General features: G+C 71.3%; 2 protein-coding genes and 1 pseudogene. All 3 read left to right on the forward strand.

The window, feature by feature from the left end:
- Positions 1 to 9262: SDR family NAD(P)-dependent oxidoreductase (locus ACFUPX_RS41945; protein WP_383334615.1), on the forward strand; the 9262-nt coding region annotated here is incomplete at its 5' end.
- 38 nt (positions 9263 to 9300) lie between these two features.
- Positions 9301 to 14421, forward strand: a pseudogene (locus tag ACFUPX_RS41950) (beta-ketoacyl synthase N-terminal-like domain-containing protein); the annotation flags it as partial.
- 61 nt (positions 14422 to 14482) lie between these two features.
- Positions 14483 to 17263 (forward strand): AAA family ATPase, encoded by a 2781-nt coding sequence (locus ACFUPX_RS41955; protein ID WP_383334617.1) that lies wholly within the window; start codon positions 14483 to 14485, stop codon positions 17261 to 17263.
- Positions 17264 to 17317: the final 54 nt, after the last annotated feature.

Consider the following 17317-nt stretch of genomic DNA (forward strand, 5'->3'; position numbering starts at 1 on the left):
GGCCTTCACGGCCGGAGCCGACATCGACTGGCGCCGCTGGTTCCCGACCGACCCCACCCCCCGCACCATCGACCTGCCCACCTACGCCTTCCAACGCCAGCGCTACTGGCTGGAGGTCGACGGCGTCGGAGACGTACGGGCGGCGGGACTGCGGCGGCTCGAGCACGCGTTGCTGCCCGCGGCGCTGGCGCTGGCCGACGGTTCGCTCGTGTTGACCGGTCGCCTCGAGTCGGCCGGTGGTGGCGGCTGGCTCGCCGATCACGCCGTGGCGGGCACGACGCTTGTGCCGGGCGCCGCGCTGGTGGAATGGGCGTTGCGGGCCGGGGACGAAGTGGGCTGCCCCACCCTGGACGAACTGACGCTGCAGGCACCGGTCGTGCTGCCCGACTCAGGGGGCTTGCAGGTCCAGGTCGTCGTGGGCGCGGCGGACGAGCAGGGCGGACAGCGTGAAGTGCATGTCTTCTCCCGACTCGACTCCGATGAGGAACTGGGTCGGGACGAGGGCTGGCTGTGCCATGCGGCCGGTGTGCTGAGCCCCGACTCCGGCGTGGTGCCGGACGGACTGAGCGGGCAGTGGCCCCCGGCGGGCGCCGAGCCGGTGGAGATCGGCGATCTCTACGAGAAGGCATCAGCGGCCGGGTACGACTACGGCCAGGCGTTCCAAGGGCTCCGCGCGGTGTGGCGGCACGGATCGGACCTCCTTGCCGAAGTGACGCTGCCCGAACAGGCCGGTGCCCATGACGGCTTCGGCATCCACCCCGTACTTCTGGACGCCGCGCTGCATCCGGCCCTGCTGCTCGACGGGAGCGCACCCGGGGATGCCGGGGAACTCAGGCTGCCGTTCGCGTGGAGTGGGGTGTCCCTGTGGGCCACCGGCGCCACGACGGTTCGGGTGTGCCTGTCCCCGTATCCGGATCAGGGCACCGAGGGCGGCCCCGGGCTGCGCGTGAGCGTGGCCGACGCGGCCGGGGCGCCGGTGCTGAGCGCGGACTCCCTGGCGCTGCGCCCCGTCGATCCCGAGCAGCTGCGCTCGCCCGGCAAGGCAGGCGCTGGTACCAACGGGCTGTTCACTCTGGAGTGGACCGCTGTGCCCCCAACGGTGGCGGCAGAGGGCGACCGCGACGGCGGCTGGATGGTGCTGGGGCAGGATGTGCCGGACTGGGCGGCCGGAGCGGACACCCTCCACCACCCGGACCTGACGGCACTGGTGGCGGCGCTCGACGAGGGGGCACAGGCCCCCGCCACCGTGTTCGTCGAAACGACCGTCGACACTGCCGCCGGTCCCGAAGAAGCAGTCGACGCGTGCGGGCACGCCGTGGCCGAGCGCGCGCTGCGCCTGGTGCAGGACTGGCTGGCCGAACCGCGTCTCGCCGAGGCCCGGCTCGTACTGATCACACACCACGCCGTGGCGGTGCCGGCGGACGACGACGAGAGCACCGAGGCCGTCGACGTACCCGCCGCCGCCCTGTGGGGACTCGTACGCAGCGCACAGGCCGAGCATCCGGGCCACTTCGTCCTGTTGGACACCGATCACGGCACGGACCGCGAGACCGTCGCGCGGGCCCTCGCCACCGGGGAGCCGCAACTCGCCCTGCGCGCGGGACGGACGGTGGCCCCACGCCTCGCACGCGCCGGCGCCGTCCCCACCGGAGCCGACACCGTTGCGACCCTCGACCCGGACGGCACCGTCCTGATCGCGGGCGGCACCGGCATGATGGGTGGCCTCGTCGCCGAACACCTGGTCCGTGCCTGGCAGGTGCGCCACTTGCTGCTCGTCAGTCGACAGGGCCCCGCCGCGCCCGAGGCCGACGACCTCGCCGACCGGTTGACTGCGCTTGGCGCCCACGTACGGGTCGTCGCGGCCGACCTCACCGATGGGCAGGCCGCCGCAGACTTGGTCGCGGAGGTCGACCCGGCGCATCCGCTGACCGGCGTGATCCACGCCGCGGGCGTCCTGGACGACGCCGTGGTCACCGCGCAGACGTCCGGCCAACTGGCCAGGGTGTGGGCCGCCAAGGCAGCGGTGGCCGCCAATCTGGATGCGGCCACCGCGCACGTGCCCCTGAGCCTGTTCCTGATGTTCTCCTCCGCCGCCGGTGTCCTCGGCAACGCGGGCCAGGCCGGATACGCGGCCGCCAACGCCTTCGTCGACGCCTTGGTCGCCCACCGCCGCGACGCCGGCCGGCCCGGCCTCTCGGTCGCCTGGGGTCTGTGGGCGCGCGGCAGCGCCATGACACGCCACCTCGACCAGGCCGACCTGGCGCGGCTGCGTGCCGGTGGGATGAAGCCGCTCCAGGACGAGCAGGGCCTGGCCCTCCTCGACGCGGCGCGGACCGTTGCCGCGCACACCTCCCTGCTGGTCGCGGCCGGTATCGACGTACGGAGTCTGGGCGGGGACACCATGCCCGCGATCCTGCGGGACCTGGCCGGGCGGACCCGGCGCAGGGCAGCGGGTGGCTCCTCCGTGGACAAGGCCGCGCTGGAGACACGGCTCGCGGGCCTGGACGAGGCCGGGCGTCGGGCCGCCGTCGCCGATGTCGTACGTGACTGCGTCGCCGCCGTGCTCGGACACCGGTCGGCGGCCGACGTACGCACCGAGGCCAACTTCAAGGAGCTGGGCTTCGATTCACTGACGGCGGTGGAGCTGCGCAACCGCCTGTCGGCGGTCACCGGACTCCGCCTGCCCGCCACGATGGCCTTCGACCACCCCACCCCGCAGGCCCTCGCCACCTACCTGTGCACCCGGCTGGGCGGCCTGGCGGCCCCCTCGGCTCCCGTCGCGCTTCCCGCGACCGGGACCGGGACCGACGACCCCGTGGCGATCGTCGCGATGGCCTGCAAATACCCGGGCGGCGTGACCTCGCCGGAGGGGCTGTGGGACCTGGTCGCCGCGGGCGTGGACACCGTCGGGGAGTTTCCGACGGGCCGGGGCTGGGACCTGGAGCGCCTGTTCCACCCCGATCCGGACCACCCCGGCACCAGCTACGCCAATGAAGGGGCCTTCCTCCCCGACGCGGGCGACTTCGACGCGGCGTTCTTCGGGATCAACCCGCGCGAGGCCCTGGCAATGGACCCGCAGCAGCGACTGATGCTCGAAGCGTCGTGGGAGGTGTTCGAGCGTGCGGGCATCGACCCGACCACGCTCAAGGGCAGCTTGACCGGCACCTATGTGGGCGTGATGTACCACGACTACGCGGCGGGCCTGGCGAGCGGCCAGGACGCCCAGCTGGAGGGCTACTCCATGCTGGCCGGTTCGGGCAGTGTGGTGTCGGGTCGGGTGTCCTACACCTTGGGCCTGGAGGGTCCTGCGGTGACGGTGGACACGGCGTGTTCTTCCTCGTTGGTGTCGATCCACTTGGCGGCGCAGGCGTTGCGTCAGGGCGAGTGCAATCTCGCCCTCGCGGGCGGCGTGACCGTCATGGCCACGCCCGAGGTCTTCACCGGCTTCTCGCGTCAGCGCGGCCTGGCTCCGGACGGCCGCTGCAAGCCGTTCGCAGCCGCCGCCGATGGCACGGGCTGGGGCGAAGGCGTCGGCGTACTCCTCCTGGAACGACTGTCGGACGCGCGCCGCAACGGACATCAAGTGCTCGGTGTCGTACGAGGATCCGCCGTCAATCAGGACGGTGCGAGCAATGGTCTGACGGCTCCGCATGGTCCGTCGCAGGAGCGGGTGATTCGTCAGGCGCTGGCCAGTGGCCGTCTGAATGCCAGCGATGTGGATGTCGTGGAAGGTCATGGCACGGGTACGACGTTGGGTGACCCGATTGAGGCGCAGGCGTTGTTGGCGACGTATGGGCAGGGTCGGTCGGTGGAGCGTCCGTTGTGGCTGGGTTCGGTGAAGTCGAACATTGGTCATACGCAGGCTGCGGCGGGTGTGGCGGGTGTCATCAAGATGGTGATGGCGATGCGGCATGGTGTGGTGCCGGGGAGTTTGCATGTGGATGAGCCGTCGCCGCATGTGGACTGGGATGCGGGCGCGGTGCGGTTGGCGCATGAGTCGGTGCCGTGGCTCGAGGTGGATCGTCCGAGGCGAGCGGGTGTCTCCTCCTTCGGTGCCTCGGGAACCAACGCCCACCTGATCATCGAATGCGCTCCGGAGCCGACGCACGAGTCGCAGGCCGATGGCATCTCCGACGGCGAGGGCGCCGTGATGCCCTGGGTGCTTTCGGCGCGCAGCCCGCAGGGCCTCCGCGACCAAGCGCAGCGCCTGAGCGATGCGATATCGGTCAACGCTGATGTGGCGATACCGGATGTGGGCTGGTCCCTGCTGCGTTCGCGCTCCCTGTTCGAAGAGCGCGCGGTAGTGGCAGGCCGGGACCGGGCCGAGTTGCTGGCGGGACTGGGGGCGTTGGCTGCCGGAGAAGCCCATCCGGCGCTGACGGCAACCCAGGGCTCTGTGGTGGTTCCGAGTGGTGACGTCGGGTGGCTGTTCAGTGGTCAGGGCAGTCAGTTGGTGGGGATGGGTGCTGGGTTGTACGAGCGTTTCCCGGTGTTTGCGGGGGCGTTTGATGAGGTGTGTTCCCTTGTGGAGGGGGAGTTGGGGGTTGGGTCGGGCTCGTTGCGGGAGGTGGTTTTCCGTGGGCCGACTGAGCGGTTGGATCACACGATGTGGGCGCAGGCGGGGTTGTTTGCGCTGCAGGTGGGTCTGGCTCGGTTGTGGGAGTCGGTGGGGGTGCGTCCCGATGTGGTGATCGGGCATTCCATCGGGGAGATTGCGGCTGCTCATGTGGCGGGAGTTTTCGATCTGGCTGATGCGTGTCGTGTGGTGGGTGCGCGGGCCCGGTTGATGGGCGGGTTGCCTGCGGGTGGTGCGATGTGTGCGGTGCAGGCGACACCTGAGGAGTTGTCCGATGGGCTTGAGGGTTCGGGTGTGAGTGTGGCGGCTGTCAATACGCCTGAGTCCACGGTGATTTCGGGTGCGACAGCAGATGTTGAGCGGATCGCCGAAGTGTGGAGGGGGCGGGGGCGCAAGACGAAGGCCCTGAAGGTCAGCCACGCTTTCCACTCTGCGTTGATGGAGCCGATGCTGGAGGAGTTCACCGAGGCGATCGGCACGGTGGAGTTCAAGGCGCCAGTCATTGAGCTGATCAGCAATGTGTCCGGCCTCCCTGCGGGCGAGGAGGTTACGTCCCCGGCGTATTGGGCGCGGCATGTGCGGCAGGCGGTGCTGTTCCAGCCCGCGGTCGCCCAAGTGGCTGAGCGTGCGGGTGTGTTTGTCGAATTGGGCCCTGCGCCGGTACTGACCACCGCCGCCCAGCACACCCTGGACGATGCGGTCCGGGGCGATGGGTCCGAGCTGGTTCTTGTGTCCTCGCTGGCGGGAGAGCGGCCGGAGGATGAGGCGTTCTTGCAGGCGATGGCCCGTCTGCACACGGCGGGGATCGCCGTGGACTGGACCGGCTGGTTCCCCGCCGACCCCGTGCCCCGTGTTGTCGATTTGCCGACGTATGCGTTTCAGCGGGAGCGGTTTTGGCTGGCGGGTAGGTCTAATGGTGGGGATGTTGCGGGTCTGGGGTTGGTGGCGGCTGGGCATCCGTTGTTGGGTGCGGCGGTGGAGTTCGCTGACCGGGGTGGTTGTCTGCTGACGGGTCGGGTGTCGCGGTCGGGTGTGTCGTGGCTGGCTGATCATGTGGTGGCGGGCACGGTGTTGGTGCCGGGTGCGGCGTTGGTGGAGTGGGCGCTGCGGGCCGGTGATGAGGTCGGCTGTGCGCTGCTGGAGGAGTTGATGTTGCAGGCGCCCGTGGTGGTGCCTGAAGCGTCCGGGCTGCGGGTGCAGGTGGTGGTCGATGCGCCGGCGGAGGATGGGCAGCGTGAGGTGCGGATCTACAGCCGCGCTGACGCGGAAGCTGGAGCCGACGACTCCTGGGTATGCCACGCCACCGGAGTGCTCGTCCCCGAATCCACGGCCGACGTGCCCGACGGACTGGCCGGAGTGTGGCCCGCCACGGGTGCGGTGCCGGTGGACGTGGAGGGCTTCTACGAGCGGGTGGCCGCGGCGGGCTACGTGTACGGGCCGTCGTTCCAGGGTCTGCGCAAGGTGTGGCGGCACGGCAAGGACCTGCTGGCCGAGATCGCGCTGCCGGAGGCCGCTGGTACTCAAGACGGCTATGGAATCCACCCCGCACTCTTGGACGCCGCCCTCCACCCGGCCCTCTTGCTCGACTGGACAGGTCAGCCGCAGGACGACAGCAAGATCTGGCTGCCCTTCACCTGGAATCAGGTCGCTCTGTGGGCCGCGGGTGCCGGGACCGTACGGGTACGCCTCTCGCCCGGCGAACACGACGAGACCGAGCGGGAGGTACGGGTACTGGTCACCGACGCCGCCGGTACGAAGGTCCTGAGCGTGGGATCGGTGACGCTGCGCCCGGCCGACGTCGGACAGTTGCAGGCCGCGCAGGCACGCGACGACGGCCTGTTCACGGTGGATTGGACGCCGCTTCCGGTGCCTGAGCTGCTGGATGTGTCGGGTGCCGGTGGTTGGGTGAGGCTCGCAGAGGGTGTGGGTCTGGCTGGTGTGGTGCGGGCTGGTGGTGAGGTGCCGTGGGCGGTGGTTGCTCCGGTCGAAGCGGCCGCTGCCGGTGATGGTCTTCCGGTGGCTGAGCGGGTGTTGGCTCTGGTGCAGGAGTTCTTGGCGGCCGAGGAGCTGTCGGAGTCGCGTCTGGTGGTGGTGACGCGGGGTGCGGTGGCCACCGATGGTGATAGTCCGGTGAATGCGTCTGCCGCTGCTGTGTGGGGTCTGGTGCGTAGTGCCCAGTCGGAGAACCCGGGCCGCTTCGTCCTGGTCGACGACATGGACTACGACGGCGCTGAGTTGCCGCAGGCCCTCCTGCGCCACGCCGTCGAAGAGCTGGACGAGCCCCAACTCGCCCTACACGACGGGGAGTACCTGGTTCCGCGACTGGTCCGCGCCACCGGCGGCGCGCTGATCGCAGCGCCCACCGAGCGTGCCTGGCGTCTGGACATGGGGCAGGCCCAGACCCTGGAGGGTGTGGCGCCGGCCGCTTGCCCGGAGCTCCTCGAGCCGTTGGGTGCCGGTCAGGTACGCCTGGAGATGCACGCCGCGGGCATCAACTTCCGCGACGTCCTGGTCAGTCTCGGCATGGTGCCGGGACAGATCGGCCTGGGAGGTGAAGGTGCCGGCATCGTGACGGAGGTCGGTCCTGACGTCACCCACCTGTCGATCGGCGACCAGGTCATGGGCGTACTCGGTGGCTGCTTCGGACCCGTGGCCGTGGCGGACACGCGGATGATCGCTCCGGTGCCGCAAGGGTGGGACATGCGCCAGGCAGCCGGAATGCCGGTGGCGTTCCTGACGGCTTGGTACGGCTTGGTGGAGTTGGGTCGTCTGCGGGCGGGCGAGTCGGTGTTGATCCATGCCGGTACGGGTGGTGTGGGGATGGCGGCGGTGCAGATCGCCCGTCATCTGGGTGCTGAGGTGTATGCCACGGCCAGTCCTGCCAAGCATGACGTGCTGGAGGACATGGGTGTCGATGCCGCTCACCGTGCTTCCTCGCGCGATCTCGATTTCGAGGAGTCGATTCGCCGGGCCACCGGTGGGCGAGGAGTCGACGTCGTACTCAACAGCCTCACCGGCGAGTTCATCGACGCCTCGCTGCGACTCCTGGCGGACGGCGGCCGGTTCCTGGAAATGGGCAAGACCGATCTGCGCAGCCCCGAGGGAGTGGCTGCCGAATATCGCGGCGTCGCGTACACCGTGTACGACCTGGTCACCGATGCCGGGCCGGACCGGATCAAGGTCATGATGAGTGAACTGGGCGAGCGGTTCGCCTCCGGCGCCCTCGCACCCCTGCCCGTACGCGCGTGGCCGTTGGGCCGGGCGCGGGAGGCGTTCCGGTTCATGAGCCAGGCCAAGCACACCGGCAAGCTGGTCCTTGAGATCCCGCCTGCCCTCGATCCCGAGGGCACGGTGCTGATCACCGGTGGCACCGGTGCGCTGGGGCAGCAGGTCGCGGAACATCTCGTACGAGAATGGGGAGTACGGCACCTGCTGCTCACCAGCCGACGCGGCCCCGATGCGCCTGGCAGCAGTGAACTGGCAGACAGGCTCGGGGCGTTGGGTGCCGAGGTCTCCATCGTCGCCGCCGACGTCAGTGACGCCGATTCGGTGGCGGAACTGGTCGGCAAGACGGATCCCTCCCACCCCCTCACGGGCATCGTCCACGCCGCCGGTGTCTTGGAGGACGCGGTCGTGACCGCGCAGACACCCGAGAGCCTGGGACGGGTGTGGTCGGCCAAGGCCGCGGCTGCCGCGAACCTGCACGAGGCGACCCGAAGCCTGCGCCTGGGCCTGTTCGTCGTCTTCTCCTCGGCTGCCGCGACACTCGGTAGCCCCGGACAGGCCAACTACGCAGCGGCGAACGCCTATTGCGACGCACTGATGCAACACCGCCGGACCGCCGGCCTGGCGGGCCTCTCGGTCGGGTGGGGCCTGTGGGAGACATCGAGCGGAGCATCGGGCGGCATGACCGGCGGGCTGAGCGACACCGACGTCGCCCGGATGGGCCGCAGCGGGGTCAAGGCCATGAGCACCGAACAAGGCCTGGCCCTGCTGGACGCCGCGTACCGGCACGGCCACCCGCACCTGGTAGCCGCCGACCTCGACACCCGCGTCCTGGCGAGCCGATCCGCCGCGGCGCTGCCCGCGCTGCTGCGCGCCTTCGCCGCAGGCCAGGGCCTCACGCGGCCGACGGCGGCCAGTGCCGGACCGGACATCGACTGGGCCGGGCAACTCTCTGTGCTCACCGCGGAGGAACAGCGCCGCACCTTGCTCGACCTGGTGCGGACCCACGCGGCCGCGGTTCTCGGGCATGCCGGTACGGACGCCGTGCGTGCCGACGTCCCCTTCAAGGACCTCGGCTTCGACTCCCTCACCGCGGTTGAACTGCGCAACCGCCTCTCGGCGTCGACCGGGTTGCGCCTGCCCGCCACGTTCATCTTCCGGCACCCCACCCCGTCCGCCATCGCCGAGGACCTGCGCCAGAACCTGTGCCCGGCGGCGGCCGACCCGTCGGCACCCCTCTTCGGCGAGCTGGACAAGCTGGAGACGGTGATCGCGGGACACCTGCACGACGAGGACACCCGTGGCCGCCTGGTGACACGGCTCCAGAGCCTGCTGTGGCGCCTGGACGACAGCGCGACGGGCACGGGGGCCGACGGCGGCGACGCCGCCGAGAACGAAGACCTCGAATCCGCGTCGGACGACGAACTCTTCGAGCTGATCGACCGGGAACTGCCTTCTTGATCGGGAGTGGAAAAGACATGCCGGGTACAGAAGACAAGCCGGGTACGGAGGACAAGCTTCGCCACTATCTGAAGCGAGTCACGGCGGATCTCGGACAGACCCGTCAGCGCCTGCGCGAGATGGAGGAGCGACAGCGGGAACCGGTGGCCATCGTCGCGATGGCCTGCCGGTACCCGGGCGGTGTGACGTCGCCGGAGGAGCTGTGGGACCTGGTCACCTCGCGCGGCGACGCCATCGAGGAGTTCCCCGCCGACCGTGGCTGGGACGTGGGCGGCCTCTACCACCCCGACCCGGACCACCCGGGCACCACCTATGTGCGCGAGGCCGGGTTCCTGCGGGACGCCACGCTGTTCGACGCCGACTTCTTCGGGGTGAATCCGCGCGAGGCGCTCGCCGCCGATCCCCAGCAGCGGGTGCTCCTCGAAGTGGCCTGGGAGCTGTTCGAGAGGGCGGGCATCGACCCGGCGGCGCTCAGGGACAGCCTCACGGGTGTGTACGCGGGGGTGTCGAGCCAGGACTACATGTCCGGGTCACGGGTGCCTTCGGAGGTCGAGGGGTACGCCACCACCGGCACCCTGGCCAGCGTCATCTCCGGGCGCGTCGCCTATACGTTCGGCCTGGAGGGTCCTGCGGTGACGCTGGACACGGCGTGTTCGGCATCGCTGGTGGCGATCCACCTGGCCTGCCAGGCGCTGCGCCAGGGCGACTGCGCGCTGGCCCTGGCCGGTGGGGTGACCGTGCTGTCCACGCCCACGGCATTCGTGGAGTTCTCGCGCCAGCGCGGTCTGGCCCCGGACGGCCGCTGCAAGCCGTTCGCCGAGGCCGCCGACGGCACCGGCTTCTCCGAAGGCGTCGGCCTCGTGCTCCTGGAGCGTCTCTCCGACGCGCGCCGCAACGGGCATCAGGTGCTCGGCGTCGTACGAGGATCCGCCGTCAATCAGGACGGCGCGAGCAACGGCCTGACCGCCCCCAATGAGGTAGCTCAGGAGCGGGTGATCCGCCAGGCCCTGGCCAACGCCCGCGTCACCCCGGACGCCGTGGACGCCGTGGAGGCGCACGGCACCGGCACCACCCTCGGTGACCCGATCGAGGGCAACGCGCTCCTCGCCACCTACGGCCAGGGCCGGTCGGCGGAGCGTCCGCTGTGGCTCGGGTCGGTGAAGTCGAACATCGGCCACACGCAGGCCGCCGCCGGTGTGGCGGGTGTCATCAAGATGGTGATGGCCATGCGGCAAGGAGTGCTGCCCGCCTCCTTGCACATCGACCGGCCCACACCCCACGTGGACTGGGAGGGCGGGGGAGTGCGACTCCTCAGCGACCCCGTGCCGTGGCCCCAGGCCGACCGGCCCCGCCGGGCGGGCGTCTCCTCCTTCGGCATCAGCGGCACCAACGCCCACCTGATCCTGGAACAGGTCCCTGAGGACGTCCCCGAGGACGTCCCCGAACAGTCCCCTGAGCAGGCCGACACGGGCGAAGAGCCGCAGCACGCCGCCGTGTCTGATCCCGAGGCCTCCGACGATGTCGTGGTGCCGTGGGCGGTGTCCGCTCGCAGTCGTGACGCGCTGCTGGCCCAGGCCGGTGCACTCGCCGAACGTGCGACGTCCGACGCCCAGTTGGCGACGCCCCGTGACGTGGGTTGGTCGTTGTTGAAGTCGCGTGCGGTGCATGAGCATCGGGCTGTGGTGGTGGGTGCGGAGCGTGCTGAGTTGGTGGCTGCTCTGGAGGCGTTGGCTGCCGGTGAGACGCATCCCGCACTGGTCGGTCCGAGTGCTTCGCCGGCTGTTGCGGGCGGGGATGTGGTGTGGCTGTTCAGTGGCCAGGGGAGCCAGCTGGTCGGGATGGGTGCTGGGCTGTACGAACGCTTCCCGGTGTTTGCGGGGGTGTTCGATGAGGTGTGTTCCCTTGTGGAGGGGGAGTTGGGGGTTGGGTCGGGGGCTCTGCGGGAGGTGGTTTTCCGTGGGCCGGCTGAGCGGTTGGATCACACGATGTGGGCGCAGGCGGGGTTGTTTGCGCTGCAGGTGGGTCTGGCGAGGTTGTGGGAGTCGGTGGGGGTGCGTCCTGATGTGGTGATCGGGCATTCGATCGGGGAGATTGCGGCTGCTCATGTGGCGGGAGTTTTCGATCTGGCTGATGCGTGTCGTGTGGTGGGTGCGCGGGCCCGGTTGATGGGTGGGTTGCCTGCGGGTGGTGCGATGTGTGCGGTGCAGGCGACACCTGAGGAGTTGTCCGAAGGGCTTGAGGGTTCGGGCGTGAGTGTGGCGGCTGTCAATACGCCTGAGTCCACGGTGATTTCGGGTGCGACAGCAGATGTTGAGCGGATCGCCGAAGTGTGGAGGGAGCGGGGGCGCAAGACGAAGGCCCTGAAGGTCAGCCACGCTTTCCACTCTGCGTTGATGGAGCCGATGCTGGAGGAGTTCACCGAGGCGATCGGTACGGTGGAGTTCAAGGCGCCGGTCATTGAGCTGATCAGTAATGTGTCCGGCCTCCCAGCGGGCGAGGAGATCACGACACCGGAGTATTGGGCTCGGCATGTGCGGCAGGCGGTGCTGTTCCAGCCCGCGATCGTGCAAGTGGGCGAGCGTGCAGGTGTGTTGATGGAGTTGGGCCCGGCGCCGGTGCTGACGACCGCCGCCCAGCACACCCTGGACGCCCTGGACATCCTGGACGAGTCGAGTGGTCCTGAGCCGATCGTCACCGCCTCCTTGCACCCCACCCAGCCGGACGAGGCGGCTTTCGCACAGGCGATGGCCCGCCTGCACACGGCGGGGATGGCGGTGGACTGGACCGGCTGGTTCCCGGCCGACCCCGCGCCCCGCACCGTCGACCTGCCCACCTACGCCTTCCAAGGGCGTCGGTTCTGGCTGGCTGACATCCTGGCGCCCGAAGCGGGGTCCCGGGCGGACGGCGAAGAGGCCGGGTTCTGGGCGGCCGTCGAAGGCGAGGACGTCCAGGCGCTCTGCGACACCCTGCACCTCAAGGACGACGAGCACAGGGCGGCTCTCGAGACGGTGTTCCCCGCCCTGTCCACGTGGCGGCGTGAGCGGCGCGAGCGGTCGATCGTCGACGGCTGGCGCTACCGCGTCGACTGGCAGCGAACGACCTTCGCGGCGCCCACCCCTTCGCCCACCCCACCCACCCCTTCGCCCACCCCGCCCACCTCTTCGTCCGCCCCTTCTCCTACCGCCCCTCCCACGGCTCAGGACGACTCCCACGCGGGAGCCTGGCTGATCGTGGCCCCCACGTCCGGTGCCGGAGCCTGGCCGCAGGCCTGCGCACGGGCGCTGGAGCAGGCCGGTACCCCGGTATCGCTCATCGAGGTCGGCCCGCACCTCGGCCGGGCGGAGGTGGCGGACCTGCTCCGTTCCCGCCGGGCCGAGCCTGCGGGCAGCGCGCCGCCCGCCGGTGTGCTGTCCCTGCTCGCCCTCGACGAGCAGCCGGACGCTCCCACCCGGGGCACCGACGGCCTGACGGAAACACTGACGCTCGTGCAGGCCCTCCTGGACGCGGGTCTCGATGCGCCCCTGTGGTGCGCCACCAGCGGCGCAGTCTCGTGCGGGGACACCGACCCGGTCGTCTCCCCGGCGCAGGCCCCGGTCTGGGGGCTCGGCAGGGTGGCGGCACTGGAGCACCCGGAGCTGTGGGGTGGCCTGCTGGACCTGCCCGCCGAGCCGGCGCAGCTCGACGCGGATTCGTTGTACGCGGTGCTGTGCGGGGAAAGCGGCGAGGACCAGGTCGCACTGCGCCGGGCCGGGGTGTTCGGCCGCCGTCTGGTGCCCGACGCGGCCTCCGACGAGGAAACGGGGCCGCGTCACCGGCCGCACGGAGCCGTGCTGGTGACCGGCGGCGTCGGCCACCTCGCCGACCACGTCGTACGGTGGCTGGCGGCGTCCGGTGCCGAGCATGTCGTACTCCTGGACACGGACGGCACCGGGAGCCGGGACGAGCCCGCACTCGCGGCCGAAGCGGCGGAGCACGGCGCGGTCCTGACCCTGGTGACGTGCGAACCCGGCGACCCGGCGGCGGTCGCGCGGGCCCTCGGCGAGCTGACGGACGTACAGATACGGACGGTCATCCACACCTCCCTGCCCGGTGAACTCGCGCCCCTGGCGGAGATCACGCCCGACGAGCTCGGCCTGGCCGCCAGCGCCGCCAGGGACCTCGGTGAACTGGCCGGTGTCGGACCGGTGGAGACCGTGCTGTTCTTCTCGTCCGTGGCGGCCACCCTCGGCAGCAGGGAGCACGGTGCCCACGCCGCCGCCAACGCCTACCTCGACGCGCTGGCCCAGCAGCGTCGGCCCGAAGGCGGCCCCCGGATGGCCTCGGTGGGCTGGGGCATCTGGGATCTGCCCGACGACGGTGACCTGGCGCGCGGGGCGGCCGGACTTTCCAGGCGGCAGGGGCTTCCGCCACTGGAACCCCGGACGGCGCTCGGTGCGCTGAGCTCGGTCCTCGACAGCGGCGAAGGGCATGTGCTGGTCGCCGACATCGAGTGGGAACGCTTCGCTCCGCTGTTCACCCTGGCCCGCCCCACCCGTCTCCTCGACGGAGTGCCGGCGGCCCTGCGCATCCTCGACGCGTCGTCAGAAGACGTCGACGGGGCCGATGCCGCGGCACTGCGCCGCGAGCTGGCCGCCCTGCCCGTACGGGAGCGGGTCGGCGCCCTCCTGAAGATGGTCCGTACGCAGGTGGCGACCGTGCTGCGCTACGAACCGGGGCAGGACGTGGAGCCGGAACGGGCCTTCAAGGACCTCGGCTTCGACTCCCTCGTGGTGGTCGAGCTGCGCAACCGGCTGCGCGCCGCCACCGGACTTCGCCTGCCGGCCACGCTCGTCTACGACTATCCGACGCCGCGTGCGCTGGCGGAGCACCTCCTGGAGAGGGTCCTGCCCGATGGTGGTGCGGGCGAGCTTCCGGCGGCCGGGTACCTGGACGACCTGGAGGCGGCCCTCGACGGTCTCGCGGCGGACGACCCCCGACGCCGGGGCCTGACGCGGCGGCTGCAGGCACTGCTGTGGAAGCACTCGGGCGCCGCTGTCGGCGTCGGTCCCGCCTCCACCGACGACAGTGCGCAAGGCGAGCCGTACGAGGAGAACGAGCTGTCCGTGGCGAGTGCCGACGACATGTTCGCGCTGATCGACCGTGAGTGGGGCAGCCGATGAAGTGCCCGGCCCCGCGGCGCGTCGCACGGCGGCAGGTGAGGACCACGATGGGGGCAGAGCAATGACCCTGGTCGAACGGACCGAGGAACTGGCCGCCCTCCAGGGCGCTTTCGACGGCCTCGCGCACACCCGCGGGAGCCTGGTGGTGCTCAGCGGCGCCGTGGCCACCGGAAAGACCACGCTGCTGCGCGCGTGGGAGGAGCACCTGGCCCGCTCCGGAGCGCTGATGCTGACCGCTACCGCCTGTCGTGCCGAACGTGACCTGCCCCTTGGCATCGTGGACCAGCTGCTGCACAGCCCCGGTCTGCCCGCCGAGAGCGCCGACCGCGCGCTGCGGTGGCTCGACGAGGCGGGCGCCCCACATTCCACGGCAGCCGGTGCCGGTGCCGGGGCCGACGGCGGGCCGGTGCTTGCCGCGCCCGCGCTGCGCGGACTGTGCGACGTGTTGCGGGGCCTGGCCGACGAGCGGCCCGTCGTGATCGCGGTCGACGACGCACACCACGCCGACGCCGCCTCGCTGCGATGGCTCCTCTATCTGGTCCGGCGGCTGCGTTCGACACCTCTGCACGTGATCCTCACCGAGTACGCCCAGCAGAAGGCGGCGAACGCCCTCCTGGACAGCGAGTTCCTGCGCGAGCCCACGCTGCGGCAGATCCGCCTCGAACCGCTGTCCAAGGCCGGGGTGACGGCCCTGCTCGCCCAGCATCTGGACGAGCGGACGGCCCAGGACCTCACCCCTGTCGTCCACGAGATGAGTGCCGGCCACCCGCTCCTGGTCCAGGCGTTCATCGACGACCGCCGCACGGCCGACAGGTCGGACGACATGGCAGGGGAGGCCTACGGCCGTGCGGTGCTCAGCTTCCTCTACCGTCATGAGGCCCCGGTCACTGAAGTCGCCCGCGCCGTAGCCGTGCTGGAGGGCCACGCCTCACCGGCCCTGCTCGGACGGCTGCTCGACGTGGATCCGGCGACCATCGCACGGGCCGTGCGCCAGCTGACCGTCACAGCGGTGCTGCACGAGGGCCGCCTGTGCCATCCGGCGTTCCGGGACGCCGTCCTTGACGGCATGGCGCCCGAGGAGCGCCGCGCCCTGCACGGCCGGGTGGCGGACGTGCTGCATGCGGAGGGCGCACCGGCCACCGAAGTGGCCTCCCACCTCGTCGCCGCCGACCGGTCGGACGCCCCGTGGGCGGTGCCCGTCTTCCGCGAGGCGGCCCAGCTCGCCCTGGACGACGACGCTGTGGAGACCGGCGTGGGATACCTGCGCGCGGCCCACCGACGATGCCGGGATGCGGCGCAGCGAGCGGCGGTCGTCGGCGCGCTGGCGGACGCGGAGTGGCGCCTTGACCCCGCGAAGGTACTGCGACACCTGCCCGATCCCACCGCCGACGCCTTTGCCGCGGATCGCGCGGACGGCGCGTACGCCGCCCCGCCGCTGCCCGCCCACCTCCTGTGGCACGGCAGGGTGACGGAGGGCCTGGACGCCATCGACACGCTCACCGGCCCCGGCGCGGCAGGCGCGGGGCCGGTGAACGCGGCCGACCTGGACACGCCCTGGCTGTGGGGCGCCTACCTCTACCCCGGGCACGTCAAGGAGCGCCTTGGGTCGGGCGTCCTGCCCCAGCAGCGCAGCTCCACCCCGCCGGCGGTCACCCCCGAACTGCAGGGCGCGGGCGTCCTGATGACCGAGCTGCTGCACGGCGGTGAACGAGGGGCCACCGACGCGGCCGAGAGAGCCCTGAACCGCTACCGGCTGGGACCTCGCACGGTGGCGGTGCAGACGGCCGCGCTCGCCGCCCTGATCTACCGTGACCGGCCGCACCGGGCGGCAGCCTGGTGCGACGGTCTGATCGCACAGGCCACCGAGCGGAACAGCCCCACCTGGCGGGCGCTGTTCACGGCGGAGCGCGCTCTGATCCACCTGCGGCAGGGCGACCCGGCGGCGGCCGCGCGGCAGGCCGAGTCCGCCCTCGCCCTGCTCGGGCCGAAGGGCTGGGGAGTGGCGGTCGGCCTGCCGCTGGCCGCCGCCGTTCAGGCCAAGGCAGCCCTGGGCGACGTCGACGAGGCGGCGGCCCTCCTGGAACGTCCCGTACCGCAGGAGGTGTTCCAGACCCGCACCGGCCTGCACTACTTGGCAGCGCGGGGCCGTTACCACCTGGCGACCGGCTGCTACTACGCGGCCCTGTGCGACTTCTACGCCTGCGGCAAGCGGATGAGCAGCTGGGGTGTGGACCTGCCCGCCCTGGAACCCTGGCGCCTCGGCGCCGCCGAGGCGTACCTGGCCCTCGGCGAGTCGCTCCTGGCCCGCCAACTGGTCGACCAGCAAATGGCGTTGCCGACGCCCGCGCACGGTCGCACCCGGGGCATGACGCTGCGTGTGCGGGCCGCGACGTACGAGGCGCCGGAGCGGGCCGAACTGCTCGGGGAAGCCGTGGCGGTGCTCCAGGACTGCGGCGACACGTTCGAGCTGGCACGGGCCGTGGCCGACCAGAGCGTGGTCGTACGCGCGGCGGGTGAGGCGGAGCGCGGCAGGATCCTTGCCCGCAAGGCGCAGCTCCTCGCCCGCCGGTGGGGCCACTCCGGCCACGGTTTCGTGCACGACGGCTCCGACGGCCTGGACGGCGAAGTCTCCGACGGGGACGGGCAGTCCATGCCGTGCGCCCCGGACGCCGAACTGACCGACGCGGAGCGCCGGGTGGCCGAGCTCGCCGCCGACGGATGCACCAACCGGCAGATATCCCGGAGGCTGTGCGTCACGGTCAGCATGGTGGAGCAGCACTTGACCCGGATCTACCGGAAGTTCAACGTCAAGCGGCCGGACCTGCGGGCACTACTGGAGTAGTGCGGCGCCGGCCGCCCGGACCCGACGCGTACGGCGGCCCCCACATCGCATCCG

The organism is Streptomyces sp. NPDC057302, from assembly GCF_042667685.1.
Lineage (GTDB): Bacteria > Actinomycetota > Actinomycetes > Streptomycetales > Streptomycetaceae > Streptomyces.